General features: G+C 70.9%; 19 protein-coding genes. 9 read left to right on the forward strand and 10 right to left on the reverse strand.

Annotation, left to right across the window (positions count from 1 at the left end):
• Positions 1-65 precede the first annotated feature (65 nt).
• Entirely contained in the window at positions 66-548 is a 483-nt protein-coding gene (locus tag ABD331_RS07720; RefSeq protein ID WP_344472039.1) for a CAP domain-containing protein, read from the reverse strand.
• A gap of 218 nt (positions 549-766) precedes the next feature.
• Between ABD331_RS07720 and ABD331_RS07725 the strand changes: the two genes are divergently transcribed.
• On the forward strand, positions 767-1510 hold the full coding sequence (locus ABD331_RS07725) for an alpha/beta fold hydrolase (protein ID WP_344472041.1): 744 nt from the start codon (positions 767-769) through the stop codon (positions 1508-1510).
• Positions 1511-1522: 12 nt separating this feature from the next.
• On the opposite strand, the gene ABD331_RS07730 is transcribed toward ABD331_RS07725, so the two are convergent.
• The 3 genes from ABD331_RS07730 to mce all read right to left on the reverse strand — a co-directional run bounded on the left by ABD331_RS07730 (position 1523) and on the right by mce (position 4723).
• Complete coding sequence (locus tag ABD331_RS07730) at positions 1523-2650, reverse strand: AI-2E family transporter (RefSeq protein ID WP_344472043.1); 1128 nt, start codon at positions 2648-2650, stop codon at positions 1523-1525.
• 153 nt (positions 2651-2803) lie between these two features.
• Positions 2804-4096: a DivIVA domain-containing protein gene (locus ABD331_RS07735; protein ID WP_344472045.1), complete on the reverse strand. Its 1293-nt coding sequence runs from the start codon at positions 4094-4096 to the stop codon at positions 2804-2806.
• A 201-nt stretch (positions 4097-4297) separates the two neighbouring features.
• Positions 4298-4723 carry a methylmalonyl-CoA epimerase gene (gene mce / locus ABD331_RS07740; RefSeq protein ID WP_344472047.1) on the reverse strand — a complete coding sequence of 142 codons (426 nt, stop codon included), beginning with the start codon at positions 4721-4723 and terminating at the stop codon, positions 4298-4300.
• Between the two features lie 85 nt (positions 4724-4808).
• On the opposite strand from mce, the gene ABD331_RS07745 reads away from it, so the two are divergent.
• Positions 4809-5996 carry an acetyl-CoA C-acetyltransferase gene (locus ABD331_RS07745; RefSeq protein ID WP_344472049.1) on the forward strand — a complete coding sequence of 396 codons (1188 nt, stop codon included), beginning with the start codon at positions 4809-4811 and terminating at the stop codon, positions 5994-5996.
• Between the two features lie 64 nt (positions 5997-6060).
• Here ABD331_RS07745 and ABD331_RS07750 read toward each other — a convergent pair whose 3' ends face one another.
• Positions 6061-6435, reverse strand: a complete 375-nt coding sequence (locus ABD331_RS07750) for a nitroreductase family deazaflavin-dependent oxidoreductase (RefSeq protein ID WP_344472052.1) — start codon at positions 6433-6435, stop codon at positions 6061-6063.
• Positions 6436-6495: 60 nt separating this feature from the next.
• On the opposite strand from ABD331_RS07750, the gene ABD331_RS07755 reads away from it, so the two are divergent.
• Positions 6496-7176 carry a TetR/AcrR family transcriptional regulator gene (locus ABD331_RS07755; protein ID WP_344472054.1) on the forward strand — a complete coding sequence of 227 codons (681 nt, stop codon included), beginning with the start codon at positions 6496-6498 and terminating at the stop codon, positions 7174-7176.
• A 3-nt stretch (positions 7177-7179) separates the two neighbouring features.
• Here ABD331_RS07755 and ABD331_RS07760 read toward each other — a convergent pair whose 3' ends face one another.
• A complete protein-coding gene (locus tag ABD331_RS07760) occupies positions 7180-7542 on the reverse strand; it encodes a hypothetical protein (protein ID WP_344472055.1) in 363 nt (120 codons plus the stop codon).
• A 77-nt stretch (positions 7543-7619) separates the two neighbouring features.
• Here ABD331_RS07760 and ABD331_RS07765 point away from each other — a divergent pair, with 77 nt between their 5' ends.
• A complete protein-coding gene (locus ABD331_RS07765) occupies positions 7620-9041 on the forward strand; it encodes a PI-PLC domain-containing protein (protein WP_344472057.1) in 1422 nt (473 codons plus the stop codon).
• A 153-nt stretch (positions 9042-9194) separates the two neighbouring features.
• Positions 9195-10307, forward strand: coding sequence for a terpene synthase family protein (locus ABD331_RS07770; RefSeq protein ID WP_344472058.1), 1113 nt, complete (start codon positions 9195-9197; stop codon positions 10305-10307).
• Positions 10308-10501: 194 nt separating this feature from the next.
• On the opposite strand, the gene ABD331_RS07775 is transcribed toward ABD331_RS07770, so the two are convergent.
• The 3 genes from ABD331_RS07775 to ABD331_RS07785 form a co-directional block, all read right to left on the reverse strand.
• Complete coding sequence (locus ABD331_RS07775) at positions 10502-10654, reverse strand: hypothetical protein (RefSeq protein ID WP_187414375.1); 153 nt, start codon at positions 10652-10654, stop codon at positions 10502-10504.
• A 153-nt stretch (positions 10655-10807) separates the two neighbouring features.
• Positions 10808-11479 (reverse strand): DUF4230 domain-containing protein, encoded by a 672-nt coding sequence (locus tag ABD331_RS07780; protein ID WP_344472060.1) that lies wholly within the window; start codon positions 11477-11479, stop codon positions 10808-10810.
• A gap of 28 nt (positions 11480-11507) precedes the next feature.
• Positions 11508-13328 carry a hypothetical protein gene (locus ABD331_RS07785; RefSeq protein ID WP_344472062.1) on the reverse strand — a complete coding sequence of 607 codons (1821 nt, stop codon included), beginning with the start codon at positions 13326-13328 and terminating at the stop codon, positions 11508-11510.
• Between the two features lie 279 nt (positions 13329-13607).
• On the opposite strand from ABD331_RS07785, the gene ABD331_RS07790 reads away from it, so the two are divergent.
• From ABD331_RS07790 to ABD331_RS07805, 4 genes are all read left to right on the forward strand, one after another.
• The gene (locus ABD331_RS07790; RefSeq protein WP_344472063.1) at positions 13608-14159 is read left to right on the forward strand and encodes a MarR family winged helix-turn-helix transcriptional regulator; all 552 of its coding nucleotides are present in this window, start codon (positions 13608-13610) and stop codon (positions 14157-14159) included.
• Positions 14143-15084 carry a tetratricopeptide repeat protein gene (locus tag ABD331_RS07795; RefSeq protein WP_344472065.1) on the forward strand — a complete coding sequence of 314 codons (942 nt, stop codon included), beginning with the start codon at positions 14143-14145 and terminating at the stop codon, positions 15082-15084. Before ABD331_RS07790 ends, ABD331_RS07795 begins: the two co-directional genes overlap by 17 nt.
• A 9-nt stretch (positions 15085-15093) precedes the next feature.
• Positions 15094-15723, forward strand: coding sequence for a cytidylate kinase-like family protein (locus tag ABD331_RS07800; RefSeq protein ID WP_344472067.1), 630 nt, complete (start codon positions 15094-15096; stop codon positions 15721-15723).
• 77 nt (positions 15724-15800) lie between these two features.
• Positions 15801-17210, forward strand: a complete 1410-nt coding sequence (locus ABD331_RS07805) for an NAD-dependent malic enzyme (protein WP_344472069.1) — start codon at positions 15801-15803, stop codon at positions 17208-17210.
• A gap of 110 nt (positions 17211-17320) precedes the next feature.
• Here ABD331_RS07805 and ABD331_RS07810 read toward each other — a convergent pair whose 3' ends face one another.
• The gene (locus ABD331_RS07810; RefSeq protein ID WP_344472071.1) at positions 17321-17824 is read right to left on the reverse strand and encodes a hypothetical protein; all 504 of its coding nucleotides are present in this window, start codon (positions 17822-17824) and stop codon (positions 17321-17323) included.
• Positions 17825-17880 lie beyond the last annotated feature (56 nt).

A 17880-nucleotide genomic window follows, 5' to 3' on the forward strand; every position in this document is an offset into this window, starting at 1 on the left:
CCGCACCGCCTGATCCATCCGAATGTCTCCGGTGGCCGGTCTTCCGGCCGGCCACCGGAGCTTTTTCACGCCGGGGGCACGTTCTCCTGGTGCTCGCCCTCGACGTTGCCCGCGGGCTCGAAGACGAAGACGATGTACGTCTCGTAGTGCGAGGGGCCCTGGCCGGCCACGCGGGCGGCGCCCATCGCCTTGCTGGACCTCCAGACGAGCTGGCTGAAGTGGCAGGGGCGCGGATCGTTCCAGTCGTAGCCCGTCCGCTCGGCGTACCAGCCGGCCACGGCCTCGGCGGCCCCGCTCATGTCGTCGCCCTCGCTGTGGTAGGCGATCTCGCCGGTGCCCGCTCGCACGGGGCCGTACCCGGTCCGCCGGGAGAGCTCGGCCGCCCTGGTTTTGGCGTACTCGACGAGCAGGGGGTCCATGGCCAGGGGCGGGACGTCGTGGTAGGCGCGGCGGAGGTTCGTCTCGCGCAACGCCTGGAGCAGGAAGTCGGCGTTGGTGGCGTCAGGGAGCGCGGGGCGGGTGCCTGCCATGCCTGTGGGACCTGTCATGCCTGTCACCTCGGAATGCACGTCACTGTGCCTGGATTGTGCGCGTGAATTATTCGTAGGGCAATGTCAGATTTATGGCTGGTATGAGTCGAGTGAGGCTTTTGTCAGCGCACTAAGGGCCGATCGGCATGGACCATTGAGTGATTGTCGCCGTGAACCGGGCTACCGTGTGATCCGTGCAGCTCTACAAGAGATCTGCCGGGACCGGGATCCCGGTTGTGCTGCTTCACGCGTTCCCGCTCTCGTCGGCCATGTGGCTGGCCCAGCGGGAGGGGCTGGCCAAGGTCTGCCGGGTCATCACCCCTGACCTGCGCGGCTTCGGCGGGTCGCGGCTGGGTGAGGACGAGCCCTCGCTCGATGTGATGGCCGACGACGTCGCCAGGCTGCTCGACGAGGAGGGCATCGACCGGGCGGTCGTCGGCGGGTTGTCGATGGGCGGTTACGTGACCATGGCGTTCTGCCGTCGTCACCCCGACCGGGTGCTCGGGGTGATCCTGGCCGACACCAAGGCCGGCGAGGACCCGCCCGCGGCCAGGGACAACAGGGAACGCATCGCGCAGGCCGTGCTGACCGAGGGCAGCGAGGTGCTGGTCACCGAGGTGCTGCCCGCGCTCATCGGGCGGACCACCAGGGAACGCAGGGCCATGGTGGTCGGCCGGGTCAAGGGGCTGGTGCAGTCCGCGCCGCCGGGCGCCGTGGCCTGGGCGCAGCGCGCCATGGCCGCGCGGCCCGACTCGTTCGAGACGCTGAGCGCGCTCAAGGTGCCGCTGCTGATCATCGTGGGGGAGGAGGACGAGCTGTCGCCGCCCTCCGACGCCGACGCCATGGCGCAGGCCGTGCAGGAAGGGAAGGTGGAGATCATCCCCAGGGCCGGGCATCTCAGCGCGGTCGAGCAGCCGGAGGCGTTCAACGCGGCGGTGATCGAGTTCCTCAAGGCCGAGCTGGGCGGTGGTCGCAGATAGCCCCGGGCCCTGTCAGGCCCGGTCCTGGCGGGGGAGCACCAGTTCGCGGATGATCAGCGAGATCGCCGCCGCCACCGGGATGGCCAGCAGGGCGCCGACGATGCCGAGCAGCGCGCCGCCGAACAGCGCGGCGATCACCGTCACCGCGGGCGTCACGTTCACCGAGTGCTTCATCACCCTGGGATAGATGAGGTAGTTCTCGACCTGCTGGTAGGCCACGAAGAAGACGGCGCACGCGATCCCGGCGGGCCACGAGTCGAGCAGCGCCACCGCCGTCACCAGCACCGCGCCGATCGTCGCGCCCACCAGCGGGATCAGGTCGGTCAGCGCCACCACCAGGGACAGCGCGAGCGCGTACTGCACGCCCGCGATCGACAGGAAGATCCACGTCACCACGCCCGCGATGACCGAGATCAGCACGTTGCCGGCCACGTATCCGCCGATGCCGGACAGGATCTCCTCGGAGATCGCCCGCGTCCGCGTCCTGCGCGAGGCCGGGACGAGCTTGAGCAGGTAGTCCTTGATCGTGTGCAGCGAGCCGAGGAAGTACAGCATCAGCACCAGCAGCGTCACCGTGGTGAACACGCCGTTCAGCACCACCAGGCCCGCGCCCATGATGCCGGTCGCCAGCGACGGCCCCAGCGTGCCCGTCACGAACGTCCTGAGCTGCGGGAGGAGCTGGTAGTCCTGGTCGAGCTGGCGCAGCGTCGGATGGTTGCTCAGCTCCGTGATGTAACCCGGCACCGCGTCGATGAACTCGGTGAGCTGCTTGCTCACCGGCGGCACGATCGCCAGCCCGAACAGCGCGAACGCCACGATGACCCCGGCGAACACGATCGAGATCGCGCCCCGCCTGGCCAGGCCGCGCCGCTGGAGGGCCTCGACGGCCGGGTTCAGGCCGACGGCCAGGAACATCGCCACGACGATCAGGATGATCGTGCTGAGCGAGGCCACGATCATCTGGGCCAGCGCGATCGCCGTCAGCACGCCCAGGCCGCCGACCAGGCCGAACAGGAAGGGGCCGCGGGCGAACGGCTTGCCGGGCAGCCCGTACGACGAGGGGCCGGTCTCGTCCTTGGCCTTTTCCCGGGCCTCCGGCTCTTCCTTCTGCGTGGTCACCGGCTCGACGTCTGCGGACAAGGGGGACACACTCCAGGGGGATCGGCAACACAGCATGACGGACTCGTACCACTTCGTACACGTCCGACGGCAAAGAGAGAGCCTAGCGACCATCAGGCCGCCAGGCTCTCCCCAGCCGTCATTCAGCCCCGTGTGTCTTCGCTTCGTCCGGCGTTACTCCTGCCACCACTCGGCGTCGTCGTCGGCCTTCTTGACCTCCACCTTGGGAGCGGGGGTCGTGGCCGGAGCCACCGGCTCGGCCACGGGCGCGGCGAGAGCGGGCTTCGGCGGGGCCGCGGTGACCGCGGGCTCGGGGTCCATGCCGGGGAGGGCGGCGCCGCCGAGGAGCTGGCGGAGCTGGGCCAGGTGGCTGGTGATGCTGTCACGCTGCCGGGTCAGCTCGTCGACCTGGCGCTGCATCGCCGTACGGGTGCGCTCGGCCTCGTTCTTGGCCTCGGTGACGATCGTCTCGGCGCTGCTCTTGGCCTCGGAGACGATGGTCTCGGAGCTCTTGCGGGCGTTGGCGACGAGCTGCTTGGCGTGCAGGTCGGCCTCGCGGCGGGTCTGCTCGGCCTGCTGCGTGGCCTTCGTGGCCCGCGACTCGGCGGTGGCGGCGCGCTGCTCGGCCTCGGCGACCAGCTTCTGCGTGGCGGCCTGCGCGGTGGCGTGGCGCTCGGCCTCCTGGCGCTCGGCCTCCTCGCGGCGGGAGGCGAGCTGGATCTCGAACTCCGCCTCGTCCTGCGCCCGCTTGGCCTCCGACTCCTCCAGCACCCGCTGCGCCTGTGCGCGCATCTCGTCGGCCTGCCGCTTGGCGGTCGTCAGCACCTCGTCGCGCTCGCGCTTGGTCGAGGCGCGGAGCTGGGCGACCTCGCGCTCGGTGGTGGTGCGCAGCTTGGCGATCTCCCGCTCGGCGTCGGCCCGCTTCTCCGCCACCTCGTGGTCGGCGGTGGCGCGCAGCTTGGCGGCCTCCCGCTCGGTGGTGTTGGTCAGCTCGTCGGCCTCGCGGCGCGCGGTCGAGCGGATGTCCTCGGCCTCCCGCTCGGCGGTCGTCCGCATCTCGTCGCTCTCGCGCGCCGCCTGGGCGCGCTTCTCGGCGGCCTCCGCCTCGGCGGCGGCCCGCACGTCGGCGGCCTCGACCTTGGCGGCGGCCTTGATCTCGTTGGCCTCGGACCTGGCGGCCTGGACGAGCTCGGTGGCCTGCTCCTCGGCCAGGCGCAGGAGCTGCTCGATGCGGGCGCCGAGGCCGGAGTAGGTGGGGCGCTCCTGCTCCTGTAGCTGGCGCTGGGAGTCGGACAGGTCGCGCTGGAGGTTGCCGACCTGCTCGCGGGCCTGACGTAGCTCCCCGTCGAGCTGCTTGAGGTGATCGTGGACCTGATGCCGGTCGTAACCCCGCAGCACGACGTCGAACTCGCGTGCTGGGGCATCCTCGAAGAAGTTGTTGAGCTGGGCGTCGATGTCGGACTGCATGGAGGCTCGATCCTGGGTTGTCGAGACGGCTACACGGGCCGGACGGGGGGTTCGGGGCATCCGTACCAGGAGCCTGTGCCTCTCGGCAGGCCCCATGTCCGGTGGAAGGTCAAGCGTACTCCGCTGGTGCCACCTGCGAAGCCCCGTCCATCTTTATGCGTGACTAGTTACATATGAACGTTTTTTACGTTTTGTGTGGGTTTAATCTTGTTTGGCCGCTTGGACCAGCTCGGTCAGCATCCCGCCCACATCCTTCGGGTGCAGGAACGCGATCTGCGAGCCCATCGACCCATGGCGGGGACGCTCGTCCAGGAGCCTCACACCCTTCTCGCCGATCGTGGCCATGGCCTCTTCGACGTCCGGAACCCCGAACGCCACGTGATGGACGCCTTCGCCCCGCTTCGCCAGGAATTTTCCCACAGGAGAGTCGTCGGAGAGGGGCTCCAGGAGCTGAATGTAGGAGCCCCCGCCTTCGCCGTCGGCGATGTGCAGCATCGCCTCCTTGACTCCCTGCTCCTCGTTGACCTCCCTGGCCACGACCGTGAGCTCGAACGTACGGGAGAAGAGCTCGATCTTCTCCTCCAGATCACGGCAGGCGATCCCGATGTGGTCGATCCGCATGAACATGTGTGGCCTACCTCCATGGCGAGCGACGGCGTACTCGTGGGTATCGTGTCAAAGACCGGACGCGCGAGCACAGGAGGCCGTTGTCATGTCCAGTTCCGTCATCGTCGCCGGAGCTCGTACCCCCATCGGCAAGCTCCTCGGCTCCCTGTCCGGCCTGCCCGCCGTCGAGCTGGGCGGCATCGCGATCAAGGCCGCGCTGGAGCGGGCCGGCGTCGCGCCGGAAGCCGTCGAGTACGTCATCATGGGTCAGGTACTCCAGGCCGGAGCCGGGCAGATCCCCTCCCGCCAGGCCGCCGTCAAGGCCGGCATCCCGATGACCGTCCCCTCCGTCACCATCAACAAGGTGTGCCTGTCGGGCCTCGACGCCATCGCCCTGGCCGACCAGCTCATCAGGGCGGGCGAGTTCGACATCGTGGTGGCCGGCGGCATGGAGTCCATGACCAACGCCCCGCACCTGCTGCCCGGTCTGCGCAAGGGCGTCAAGTACGGCGGCTCGCAGGTCGTCGACTCGATGGCGCACGACGGCCTGTTCTGCGCGTTCGACCAGTGCGCGATGGGCGAGTCCACCGAGCGCTACAACACCCGCCTCGGCATCGGCAGGGAAGAGCAGGACGCGCTGTCGGCCCGCTCCCACCAGCTCGCCGCCGCAGCCGCCAAGAACGGCGCCTTCGAGGACGAGATCGTCCCCGTCGAGATCCCGCAGCGCCGCGGCGAGCCGCTGGTCGTCAAGGAGGACGAGGGCGTGCGCGGCGACACCACGGTCGAGACCCTGGCCAGGCTGCGCCCAGCCTTCGCCGCCGACGGCACCATCACGGCCGGCTCCGCCTCCCAGATCTCCGACGGCGCCTGCGCCGTGGTCGTCATGTCCAGGGCCAAGGCCGAGGAGCTCGGCCTGCCCTGGCTGGCCGAGATCGGCCGGCACGGCAACGTCGCCGGCCCCGACGCGTCCCTGCAGTCGCAGCCGGCCAACGCCATCAAGCAGGCGATGGCCAAGCAGGGGGTCACGGCCGCCGACCTGGACCTCGTGGAGATCAACGAGGCGTTCGCGAGCGTGGTGCTGCAGTCGGCCAAGGAGCTGGGCGTGCCCCTCGACAAGGTCAACGTCAACGGCGGCGGCATCGCGCTGGGGCACCCGATCGGGGCCTCGGGCGCCAGGATCGTGTTGACGCTGGCGTACGAGCTCAGGCGGCGTGGTGGCGGGCTGGGCGCCGCGGGGCTGTGCGGCGGCGGCGGCCAGGGCGACGCCCTGCTCATCAGCGTCCCCAAGGCCTGATTCCGCGTCAGCGTTGCTGCGGCCTGAGTCCGCGTCCGCGTTCCTGAGGCCTGATTCCGGCCGTTCAGCCTGCGGCCAGGTCCATCCGTAAGAACTCGGTGATGCGCAGCACCTTCGGCGGGCGCGCCACCGTCTGCGGCAGGGCCTGGAACGCCTCCTGCTTCTCCACGAGGCGGGGAGCCGTCAGGCCCACCTCCTTGCCGTCCACCCGCAGGCGCGCGTCACCGGACGCCAGCACGTTCTGCACCCAGTCCGACCGCGACCCGTACACCAGGATGAACAGGTAGCCGCCCTCGACCGGATGCGCGTCCATCGGCGTCCGGTAGGTCGCGCCCGACTTGCGGCCGACGTGCGTCAGCACCGGATACTTCCCGCTCGCGATGGCGCGCGGGTTGAACACCCGCTTGTTCACGTGCCCCCACCACAACGGCATCGGCATGGCGTGTCTCCTTCCACACTCGCTGGCTTACACCTGTAAGGCTGACTTACGCTTGTAAGGTTGTCAATCGCCGATTTCGCCGGAGCCGTCGTGTCGCCACCCTCCCAACCGCTCAGCAGGGCACTCGTGCTGGAAGCCGCGATCAGGGTCGCGGACCGCGGCGGCGTGGAGTCCATCACGATGCGCCGGGTGGCGCAGGAGCTGGGCGTGGAGGCGATGTCGCTCTACCACCACGTGCCGAACAAGGACGCCGTCCTCGACGGCGTCGTCGACATGGTCTTCGACGCCATCCGGCTGCCCGCCCCCGGCGGCGACGACTGGCGGGAGGCGATACGGGCGCGCGCCTGCTCCGCCCGCGAGGTCCTGTCGCGCCATAGCTGGGCACTCGGCCTCATGGACTCCCGCCGCAACCCGGGCCTGGCCACGCTGCGCCACCACAACGCCGTCCTCGGCGTGCTGCGGGAGGCGGGGTTCACGCTGCCGATGGCCGCGCACGCCATCTCGCTCATCGACAGCTACGTGGGCGGCTTCGTCCTCCAGGAGTCGAACCTGCCGGTGATGACGCCGGACGACGTCGAGGAGGTGGCCGGGAACATCCTGGAGCACCTGCCCGCGGACGAGCTGCCGTACCTGGCGGAGATCATCGTCGATCACGCCATGCGGCCCGGCTACGACTACGCCAGCGAGTTCCTCTACGGCCTGGACCTGATCCTGGACGCGCTCGAAGCCCGCCGGGGCTAGCGCCTACTCCTCGTTGATCGTCTGATCTCCGCCGGCCTGGTAGATCCGCCCCTGCCCGGACGCCTCGGCGCGCATGCTGACGTTGGTCGTCCCGTCGCCGGTGGAGACGATGCCCGAGTTGTCGCCCCCGATGGCGACCGACCTCGGCCCCGACGCGGACACCCCTGGCGCTTCATCCGCCTGCGCAGGCCGGTCGCGCAGGCCGTAGATCGCCACCGCCAGCCCCGCCACGGTGCAGAACAGGCCGATCACGCTGGCCAGCTTGTCGGCCTCGTCGAGCCCGACCCGTACGAAATACCAGATCAGCGCCGCCGCGGCCACCACCGCCACCGCGGCCCCGCCCCACACCAGCCCACGCTTGCGCATACAGCCATCATCGCCGGACCTCTCCTGAGGTGTCCACGGCTCTTGCCGCGGCGGGCCGCCGAGATGAAGATCAGGGAGTGCCTCGCATCGGAGCCGTTCCCGCCGTACTGACCCTCGCCGCCTCCGCCCTGCTGACCAGCGGCACCGCCGAGGCGGCGGCCGACGTCCCGTTACCCTCGGCGATCTTCCGCGCCACCCACAACAGCTACTCGGGCAACATCGCCGGCGCCCGCAACTCCATCGCCTACCAGCTCGACCACGGCATCCGCTTCATCGAGCTGGACATCCACGACAACGGCTACGCCACCTCCCGCGACTACTCCATCGGCCACGACTCCCCTGGCCACCAGGTCGACCACGCGGGCAACCCCGCCTCGAACCTCCTGCGCGACTGGCTCGCCGCCATCGACGCCTGGTCCGCGCAGCACCCCGCCGCCGCGCCGATCGTCGTCGCGCTCGACGTGAAGGACGACCTGACCGACAACACCTCCCATGCCGCGGGCAACCTGGCCGCGCTGAACCAGCAGCTCACCTCCGTCTTCGGCGCGCGGCTGCTCAGGGCGGAGGACTACCCGGCGACCCCGCCGACGGTGGACGCGCTGCGGGGCCGCGTCCTCGCGCTCATCTCCGGCGACGGGAAGACCCGCGGCTCGTACGTGCGCGACACCGGTCACAACCCGGCCGTCGCGATCAACGCCCGCGGCCAGGTCGTCGAGGTGCACGACTCCGGCTCGGGCGAGCTGTGGTACTGGAGCGGCGCGTACGGCGCCGACGGCCGCGTCACCTGGCTGCGCCACGGCAGGTACGACAGCGGCGTCACCCCCGCCGTCGCGCTCAACGACGACGGCGACCTGGTCGAGGTGCACCAGTCGCAGAGCGCGACCACCCTGTGGTACCGCACCGGCAGGATCGGCGCCGACGGCGAGATCACCTGGTCGGCCAGCCGCAGGTACGACAACGGCGTCCTGCCGACGGTCAGGTTCACCGACCCGGCGGGCACGCGGCTGCGCGAGATCCACCGCAGCCAGAGCTCCAGCCAGAACTGGCAGTGGGACGGCGTGCTCGACGCCGGCGCCGGGACGGTCGCGTGGAGCGGCAACGCCAGGACCTCCGACGCCCGCTTCGACAAGACCACCGCCACCAGCGGCGGCTCCCGCGTCCGCGTGTGGACCGGCGCGGACGGCGCCACGTCCGCGCAGACGCTGCGCGTGGACACCGACAGGCACGCGGGCGACCGCGTCCGCTACCGGCAGGTCGCCTTCACCGAGTTCCAGCAGGGCGACAGCGCGGAGCTGCGGCAGGGCGCGCTGTTCTACGCGGCGCAGGCCAACGCGTCGTCGTTCATCACCGCGGCACGGCAGGCAGGGAAGCTGGCGCGCGGCTGGGACTTCGACTCGGCGAGCCAGGCCACCGACCCGCTGGCCAGCTATCCCGCGACGAACAGGCCCTACGACGGCTGGTACGCCGATCTGCTCACCCGGTCCGGCGCCGTTGACTGAGGGTTGTGATCACATCACTCCACGTGTTCATAATGGAGTCACATCCTTCAAAATCGCCCCAGCAAGAGCGTCAACTCCTCCAGCCTCGTGCCTCCTCGCGGAGGTCATCCGGTCTCGTCGAAAGCACCTGTTCCGAGCGGAGGATCGCGCCCCATGCCCCCTGATCCGTCCCCCTCCTTCGTCATCCCCGCCCTCTACCAGCCCACCCCCGCCCTGCTCAGCCCGCACGCCGACGCCGCGCGCGCCCACTCCACGACCTGGGCCAGGTGGACGGGCCTGCTCGACCACGTCGACCGGGGCGGGGCGCGGGTCTGGGACGAGGCGCGGTTCACGTCCATGGCGATCCCGCTGCTGGCGGCCTACGGCCATCCGGACGCCGCGCCCAGGGAGCTGGAGCTGGCCTCCGACTGGTACGTCTGGGCGTGCTGGTTCGACGACCACTTCACCCAGGTGTTCAAGCGGCCGGGCGCCCGCGTCAGGGCGAAGGCGTACCTGCACCGGCTGCGCCGTTTCACCCCGCCCGACTCCCCGCGCACGCCCCGCCCGGCGAACCCGGCCGAGCGCGGGCTCGCCGACCTGTGGCCCCGCACGTTCCCCGGGTCCTCGCGGGGCTGGCGGCTCAGGTTCGCGGCCAGCACGCAGGCGCTCATGCGGGGCTGCCTGCGCGAGCTGGAGGACGCGGGGACGTACCGCGTACCCGAGCCGATCGAGCACCTCGGCCTGCGCCGCACCTCGGGGGGCGCCGCGTGGGCGGCGGACCTCGTCGAGCGGGTGGCCGGCGCCGAGCTGCCCGCCCCTGTCGTCGGGACGCGGCCGGTCACGGTGCTGCGTGACACCTTCACCGACGCGGTGCACCTGCTCAACGACCTGTACTCCTACTGGCGGGAGGTCGGCGAGGAGAGCGCCCCCGACAACGGGATGCTGGTGCTGCGGCGCTTCCTCGGCTGCGGGGTGCAGGAGGCCGCCGACCGGGTGAACGAGCTGCGCACGTCGCGGCTGCGGCAGTTCGAGGCGGCGGTGCTGACGGAGCTGCCCGCGCTGATCGAGGAGAGCGGGCTGGGCACGCAGGAGCGGGGCCGGATCGCCCGGTACGTCCAGGGCTTGCGGGACTGGCAGGCCGGGGCTTGCGCGGGGCACCGGCGCTCCAGCCGCTACCTCGACCTGGGCCCCGCCTCGCGGGCGGCGCGGCGGATCGAGCTGTCGGCTGGGCAGGCCAGCGCGGCGCCCGCGCCGAGCGATCAGGGCATGCGCCGCCAGCCGCTGTGACCGGTTGCTCTGACGGGTCGCTTCGAGCGGTTCGGAACAGCGCGAAGCCCCGGTCCCACCAGGAAGGGGACCGGGGCTTCGTGGCGTTCCGCCTCCGGCTCGACCAGGAATTCGGGCCGAAGGCGTCGTAGCCCCCTAAGGGGGCATCTCAGCCCGGCCGCGAGGGAGGATGCGGCCGGGCTGCTTGTGGACGGTCATGAAGCGAGGAAGCGGGCGAAGACCGAGCGGTGACGCCGCTCGACCGGCCTGGTCCTGCTCGCCTCACGCACCCGGCGCTGCTCGGCGGCGGCGGCGCGCAGCTCGGCGGCGTGGTGCTGCATCATGGTGTATTCGAGTTCGGCGTTCATCCGACTGCTCCCTTGTCTTGTTCCCTGCACTCTCAAGATTCGGCCTAAGGCCCCCTCCGGCACATCGGGCGTATGCCTTATCTCTCGGCACAAGCGCAGCCAGGGAGGTACCTAGGAGGGTGCACGGGACGCCTAAGGCGCAGGTGACGATGCCTAGGGCTCGTCGGTGAACTTGACGGTGACCTTCGAGAAGCCGAGCGACTTGAGCATGCCCGTCAGCATGTTCTTGGTGTTGGCGTCGGCCCTGGCGCGCAGGTCGCTGGCCACCGCCGCCTCGCTGATCTTCTTCTCTGCCAGGAGGTAGAGCTCCCGCTGGTCGGTGGGGGAGCCGGAGAGGAAGTCGCTGACCCGGTCGAACAGGCCGCGCTGCTGGGCGAAGACGTAGGAGCGGCTGTTGTCCAGGTTGGGCTTCTCCAGTTGGGCGCGGGGCAGGCGGATGGTCGCCTCGGTGCGGTCCTGCGAGACGGTCACGCCGTTCTCCGTCATGGCGGAGAAGTCCACGTACGCGTCCACGCCGCCCGCGCCGACGAACAGCGTGCGCGTGCCCTTGATCGCGTCGGGCAGGAAGTTGGCGTCCTTCTCCAGGTCCACGACCACCTGGAAGGTCCCCGTCGCGGCTTCGAACCGGCTCAGGTCCTTGATCGACTGCAGCAGCACCGGCTGGCTGCGGTCGATGGTCTGCTCGCCCATCGGGTTCAGCCACGACCAGGCCACCCGGGCGCCCACGAGGAGCAGGACGGCCAGCACCAGGAGACCGGCCAGATATCGCCACCGGCGGCGTCGCCCGGAGGTCACCTCGGGCGACGCCGTTTGGGAAGTCGTCATGCGAGCATGACTACCCTTCAGGCGATCATCATTGCCAGCCCTTTGGTGACATCTTGGCTCCCCAGCCGTGTCCGTTTCCTGGCGAGCCGTGCGCCGGGCGCCCGCGAGAGGCGGTGACCTGCTCGGAAGCCCTCGCCGCGCCCCCAGCCTGAGCCCGCGCCACCGGCTGAGCCTGTGCCGCCGGTCGGGCCTGCGCCGCCGGTCGGGCCTGCGCCGCCGGTCGGGCCTGCGCCGCCGGTCGGGCCTGTGCCGCCGCCTCGGCGGCCCGGGCCGGAGCGGACTCACCGGCCGCCTGCACGGACGTGTCCTCCTGCGGCTGTGCCTGCGCGGACTGGGCCTGCGCGGACTGGGCCTGCGCGGATCGTCCCTGCGCGGGTTGCGCATGGGCGGGTCGGGCCTGCGCCGCTTGGGCCTGCGCCGCTTGGGCCTGGGCGGGTTGCGGCGGCGTCGGGTCGAACACCGGCCAGCTCACCCCCGACGTGTCGGGCGTCCACCGCTCGGCGGGCGCCTCCCGCGTGTAGCTGCTGCCGGAGGCGCCGGGCGTGACGCCCGTGCCCGGCACGGCCGGCGCCGAGCCGGCCGGAGTGGCGCCGCTCGGGCCCGGATACACCGGGTAGACGTGGCTCGACTCGGGCGTCGGCCGCACCGACGGCGCCACCTGCGCGTGCGAGGGGCCACCGCCGAAGTGCGTGCTCGACAGGCGGCACCCCTGGAAGTCGCTGTAGAACATGCGCAGCCACTCCCTGCGCTGGTGCTCGCTCCACGAGGAGAACGACGTCGTCGCGTAGTGGTGCTCGGGCAGCGGCGTGCCGGGCAGAGGCTCACCGCGCAGCCACGCCACCACGATCTGCCGGTAGCCCTCCGCGACCGCGCTCTGGCACCTGGGCGCCAGCGCCTCGATGTACTCGTGCGCCGCCTCCTCCGCGAACCCGGAGGACAGGTCGGGCACGTGCACGGGAGCCAGCCCGTTCGACGGCTTCAGCGGGTCGTCCAGCGGGCGCTGCTCCACCCGGGTGAACGCGGCGGGCGTCCCGGCGAGCCGCGAGGCGATCTGCGTGAACGCGGCCCCCAGCTCGGTCAGCCCCGCCCGCATCCCCGGATGCATGCAGACCGTGATCGGCCACTCCTGGCAGGTGTAGGCGATGTCCACGGCCGCCGCCGGCTTCGGCTGGGCCAGCACCCGCGACACGCCCATCCCCGCGGTCAGCACCGCCAGCAGCGCGCACGCCAGCACCAGGGCCTGCCTGGTGACCAGCGCCGCCCAGCCGAGCAGCAGCGCCGCCGTGATGCCCAGCAGCCAGATCGTCTGGTCGAAGAACGGGGCCCCGTTCAGACCTTGGAACAGGTCGTACGGCTCCCCGGTCCCCGGCGCCAGCTTGTCGGCCCAGCCGCGGTCGTCGGCCAGCCACGAGAACACCCCGTAGCAGGCCAGCCCGGCCAGCGGCGGCGTGAACGGCCGCGGCAGCACCCAGCCCGCCACCCAGCCGATCACCGAGTACAGCGCCAGCCCCGCCATGCCCATCGCCAGCCCGGTCAGGCTCAGCCGGCCCGACTGGTCGGTGAGCACCGTCTTGACCGCCAGCACCAGCACCGTGGCGCCGAACGAGCCGACCACCACCATCACGATCGCCAGCGGCGCCTTGAGCGCCCGCCACGTCGTGAGGGAGCGCCCGCGCAGCGCGCGGCGCTTGCGCAGCGCCACCCAGGCGGCGAAGGCCGCCGCCACGGGCCCGGTCAGCCGGAGCGAGCCGATGACCGCGGCCACGATGTTCTCCCACGCGTCCACGCCAGGAATCAGGACGTTCCACGCCGCGAACAGGCCGACAGCCAGCAGCACGGCAACTGTCACAGCCGCGCTGTGCTTCAGCTCCTCTCGTGAAACGCCCGCGTGTTCACGCACCCTTTTCCCCGTTGACGTTCATCAAGCACCCCCCGTGCCCCTCGGTGACGCGGAAAAGGCGTGATCCCGGCCGTCCCCACGGCCGCTGGATTTGGCATCCGCGTCACCATACGTAGGAGAACCATAACTGAGCGTGATGATTGATGTCCGGATTCTTGGTCAAGCGAAGAAGCCTGTCGCTGAGAGTGACCAGACGAACCGGGACGAGCGGCGCGCTACCGTAGCGCTGTGTCGCAGCCGAAGCCGCTCAACCTGCCGTTCGACCCCATCGACCGCGCCGCGGAGAGCTGGCGCGCTCACTTCGGGCCTTCCGCCGCCATGGCAGCCGTTACCTCGATCATGAGAGCGCATCAGATCCTGCTGTCGCAACTTGACTCGCTCCTGAAGCCATACGACTTGACCTTCGCGAGGTACGAGGGATTGGTCCTGTTGACCTTCAGCAAGACGGGCGCGCTGCCACTGTCCAAGATCGGCGAACGTCTCATGGTTCACCCCACCAGCGTCACGAACACGGTGGACAGGCTGGAGAAGTCCGGGTTCGTCCGCCGCCTGCCCAATCCGCGCGACGGCCGCGGCGTGCTCGCGGAGATCACCGACGCGGGCCGCGCCGTCGTGCGCAGCGCCACCGCCGACCTGATGGCGGCCGAGTTCGGCCTGACGATGTACGCCGAGGACGAACTCCACCAGATGTTCGACCAGTTGCGCACCCTCAGGGTGGCGGCGGGTGACTTCCCGGCTTCGTCCATGCGGCAAGATGAAGGGCATGGCGGACTTCTCTAGGCCTGGGTCCCTCTACGGAGCGGTGGACCTGGGCGCGCGCAAGCAGGCTCTGGAGGCGCAGGCCCGGCGGGAGGCGGCAGGTCCCCAGGCGGCCTCGTCGGCCTCGATCGTCGACGTGACCGAGGAGACGTTCACGACCGACGTCATCGACCGGTCCATGACCGTGCCCGTGGTCCTCGACCTCTGGTCGCCCAGGGCGCCCGGCAGTGCCCAGCTCAGCCCCGTGCTGGAGAAAGTCGTCGGCGACCTCGGCGGCAGGGCCGTCCTGGCGAAGGTCAACGTCGACGCCAGCCCGCAGATCGCGCAGGCGCTGCGCGTGCAGGCCGTGCCGACCGTGCTGGCGATCTTCCAGGGGCAGGCCGTCACCGGCTTCCAGCAGGTGCTGCCCGAGCAGGAGGTGCGCCGCTGGCTCGACGAGCTGATGGGCGCGGTCGAGCAGTTCTACCAGGCCAACCCCGACGCCAGGCCGCCAGGAGCGGAGGACGACGGGCAGGAGATGCCGGCGGGGCCGCCCGCCGACCCCGACCTGATGGCGGCCGAGCAGGCCATCGACCACGGCGACTTCGACGCGGCGATCGAGGCCTACCAGCGGCTGCTGGCCCGCGTGCCGGGCGACGAGGACGCCAAGATGGGCCTGGCGGGGGTCAACCTGATCAAGCGCACCTCCCTGGCCGACCCCGCCGACGTGCAGCGGCGCGCTCAAGACCCCTCCGACGTGGAGGCCCAGTTGCTCGCCGCCGACTTCGAGATGCTCTCCGGCGCGGTCGATGAGGCGTTCGCGCGCGTTATCGCCCTGGTCAAGCGCACCTCGGGCGACGACCGCGACAAGGCCAGGCGCCACCTGCTCGGCCTGTTCGAAGCATTGCCGGCGGAAGACCCATCTTTGGCGAAGGCGCGCAGAGCTTTGGCCAGCGCCCTGTTCTAACCTGGAGATATGCGGGTCGTCACGATATCGGCGACATACGGCACGGCCGGCAGCCAGATAGGCCCGGCCGTCGCCGAGCTGCTCGGCGTGCCGTTCGTCGATCGCGCCATCCCCAGCGCCGTGGCCGAGGAGCTCGGCTGCACGCTGGAGGAGGCACTGGCCCACGACGACCGGGCCGAGCACGGGCTCGGCCGGCTGTTCGCGGGCGCCGTGCGGCTGCCGACGGTCACGTTCGGCGGCGTCGACATGTACGTGCCGGGCGCGATGCCGCTCGCGCCCGAGGAGTTCGTCCGGCGCACGGAGCGCATGCTCACCGAGATGGCCCGCAACCAGGGCGGCGTGTTCCTGGGCAGGGCCGGGGCGGTCGTGCTGGCCGGGCATCCCGGCGCGCTGCACGTCAGGCTCGACGCCCCGCTCCGGCGCCGCATCCGCCAGACGGCCACTCTGGGCGAGCTGAGCGAGCGCGAGGCCCGCCGCATCATCGAGGACAACGACCGGGCCCGCGCCGCCTACGTGCGGCACTTCTATCGTGCCGATCCCGGTGATCCCTGCCAATATCACCTGGTTCTCGACAGCACCACGATCCCGGTGAGGACGTGCGTCGAGCTGATCGTCAAGGCGGCCGAGTCGCTCGATTGAGCGGGCGTCGAGTCAGGTCACAGTCAACTGCCCCTAACATGGATGCATTCTTGGTCAGTCCCGAAGGAGCGATTGACGTGGCGACCGTCCCGAGTGTGTCGTACTCCATCACCGTGCGTCTCGAGGTGCCGGCCGGCGGCAAGGCCGTCAGCCAGCTCACCCACGCCGTAGAGTCGGCCGGGGGCGTCGTGACCGCCCTCGACGTCACCAACGCGGGGCACGAGAAGCTCCGCATCGACGTCACCTGCGCCGCCAGGGACACCGACCACGCCCAGGCCATCGTCGACCAGCTCGAGGCCGTCGAGGGCGTCGTCATCCACAAGGTGTCCGACCGCACGTTCCTCATGCACCTCGGCGGCAAGATCGAGATGAAGTCCAAGGTGCCGCTGCGCAACCGCGACGAGCTGTCCATGGCGTACACGCCGGGCGTGGCGCGCGTGTCGATGGCGATCGCCCGCAACAAGGAGGACGCGCGGCGGCTGACCATCAAGCGCAACACCGTGGCCGTCGTCACCGACGGCTCGGCCGTCCTGGGGCTGGGCAACATCGGGCCGGAGGCGGCACTGCCGGTCATGGAGGGCAAGGCCGCGCTGTTCAAACGCTTCGCGGGCATCGACGCCTGGCCGATCTGCCTCGACACGCAGGACGTGGACGAGATCGTCCGCACCGTGCAGGTGATCGCGCCCGGCTTCGGCGGCATCAACCTGGAGGACATCGGCGCGCCGCGCTGCTTCGAGGTCGAGCGCCGGCTGCGTGAGCTGCTCGACATCCCCGTCTTCCACGACGACCAGCACGGCACCGCGATCTGCGTGCTGGCCGCCCTCACCAACGCGCTGCGCGTGGTGAACAAGAAGATCGAGAACGTCAAGATCACCATGGCGGGCGCGGGCGCGGCGGGCAACGCCGTCCTGCGGCTGCTGCTGGCCTCCGGCGCCCGCAACGTCGTCGTCTGCGACTACCTCGGCGCCGTTCACAAGGGCCGCGACGACCTCGACGAGTCGCTGCGCTGGATCGCCGACCACACCAACGCCGAGGGCTACTCCGGCGACCTGCGCGGGGCCGTCAAAGGCGCCGACGTGTTCGTGGGGGTCTCCGCGCCGGGCATCCTGACCGGCGACGACATCGCCGCCATGGCCAAGGACGCGGTCGTCTTCGCGCTGGCCAACCCGGAGCCCGAGGTGTCGCCCGACGAGGCCGCGCAGCACGCCGCCGTGGTGGCCACCGGGCGCTCCGACTTCCCCAACCAGATCAACAACGTGCTGGCCTTCCCCGGGGTGTTCCGCGGGCTGCTGGACGCGCAGGCCAACGGGGTGACGCAGGAGATGCTGCTGGCCGCCGCGGGCGCGCTGGCCGCCGTCGTGACGCCGGAGGAGCTGGGGCCGAACTACATCATCCCCAGCGTGTTCCACCCCGACGTGGCCACCGCCGTGGCCGCGGCCGTGCGCGAGTCGGCGGGCGGCCGGGCACGCGGCTTCACGGAGGCCTGATCGCACCGGGCGCGCGGGCTTATGGAGGCCTGATCGCGCCGGGCGCGCGGCTTACGGAGGCTCGATCGTGCCCGGCGCGCGGCTGACGGAGGCCTGATCGCGTCCGGCGTTCAGGGTGTCCCGTGGTGCGCCGGGGTCGTGAGCGCGGGCATCAGCCGGTAGCTCTCCTGGAACACCAGGTTGTGCGCGTCCCCGGCCGCGATCACCCGCAGGGTGTCCAGCTGGCCGGCCGCGTCCGCCTCGTCGAAGACGTTCAGCGGCCAGTCGCCGACCGTGTTCCCGCGCAGGTGCGGGTGGTGGAAGTCGCAGCCGAAGTGGGCGACCACCGCGATCGGCTGGATCCCGCTCTCCCGCTGCTGCTGCCACGTCAGCGACCACATCGCGTTCAGGCCGCCCTCGCGTGACCGGGTGACCCCGCTGGCCACCACCTGCCCGGTGCCGAGCAGCAGGTCGGCGTTGGCCTCGTCGAGGGCTCTGCGCGCCACGGGGTCGAGGAGCTCGACGGTCCTGGCGAAGAGGCGTTCCTTGTCCTCCCGCGTGACGGCGCTGCCGTGGCCGCCGTCGCGCAGGTCCGTGAAGTGCCTGAGCAGGGCTTCGTTGATGGGAGTACGCATGCCTGCCCCCTGCCCAGGCTGGGCGCCTGGCCACCTCTCCTGGCGGCTCAGGCGAG

This window comes from Nonomuraea monospora (assembly GCF_039531895.1).
Classification (GTDB): Bacteria; Actinomycetota; Actinomycetes; order Streptosporangiales; family Streptosporangiaceae; genus Nonomuraea; species Nonomuraea monospora.

Bases quoted from the DNA above. Each gene is read 5' to 3' on its own strand.
- ABD331_RS07735 (WP_344472045.1), bottom strand. From the start codon at position 4,096: ATGCAGTCCGACATCGACGCCCAGCTCAACAACTTCTTCGAGGATGCC.
- ABD331_RS07800 (WP_344472067.1), top strand. From the start codon at position 15,094: ATGCGGGTCGTCACGATATCGGCGACATACGGCACGGCCGGCAGCCAG.
- ABD331_RS07795 (WP_344472065.1), top strand. From the start codon at position 14,143: ATGGCGGACTTCTCTAGGCCTGGGTCCCTCTACGGAGCGGTGGACCTG.
- ABD331_RS07750 (WP_344472052.1), bottom strand. From the start codon at position 6,435: ATGCCGATGCCGTTGTGGTGGGGGCACGTGAACAAGCGGGTGTTCAAC.
- ABD331_RS07775 (WP_187414375.1), bottom strand. From the start codon at position 10,654: ATGAACGCCGAACTCGAATACACCATGATGCAGCACCACGCCGCCGAG.
- ABD331_RS07760 (WP_344472055.1), bottom strand. From the start codon at position 7,542: ATGCGCAAGCGTGGGCTGGTGTGGGGCGGGGCCGCGGTGGCGGTGGTG.
- ABD331_RS07720 (WP_344472039.1), bottom strand. From the start codon at position 548: ATGACAGGTCCCACAGGCATGGCAGGCACCCGCCCCGCGCTCCCTGAC.
- ABD331_RS07780 (WP_344472060.1), bottom strand. From the start codon at position 11,479: ATGACGACTTCCCAAACGGCGTCGCCCGAGGTGACCTCCGGGCGACGC.
- ABD331_RS07745 (WP_344472049.1), top strand. From the start codon at position 4,809: ATGTCCAGTTCCGTCATCGTCGCCGGAGCTCGTACCCCCATCGGCAAG.
- mce (WP_344472047.1), bottom strand. From the start codon at position 4,723: ATGTTCATGCGGATCGACCACATCGGGATCGCCTGCCGTGATCTGGAG.
- ABD331_RS07770 (WP_344472058.1), top strand. From the start codon at position 9,195: ATGCCCCCTGATCCGTCCCCCTCCTTCGTCATCCCCGCCCTCTACCAG.
- ABD331_RS07810 (WP_344472071.1), bottom strand. From the start codon at position 17,824: ATGCGTACTCCCATCAACGAAGCCCTGCTCAGGCACTTCACGGACCTG.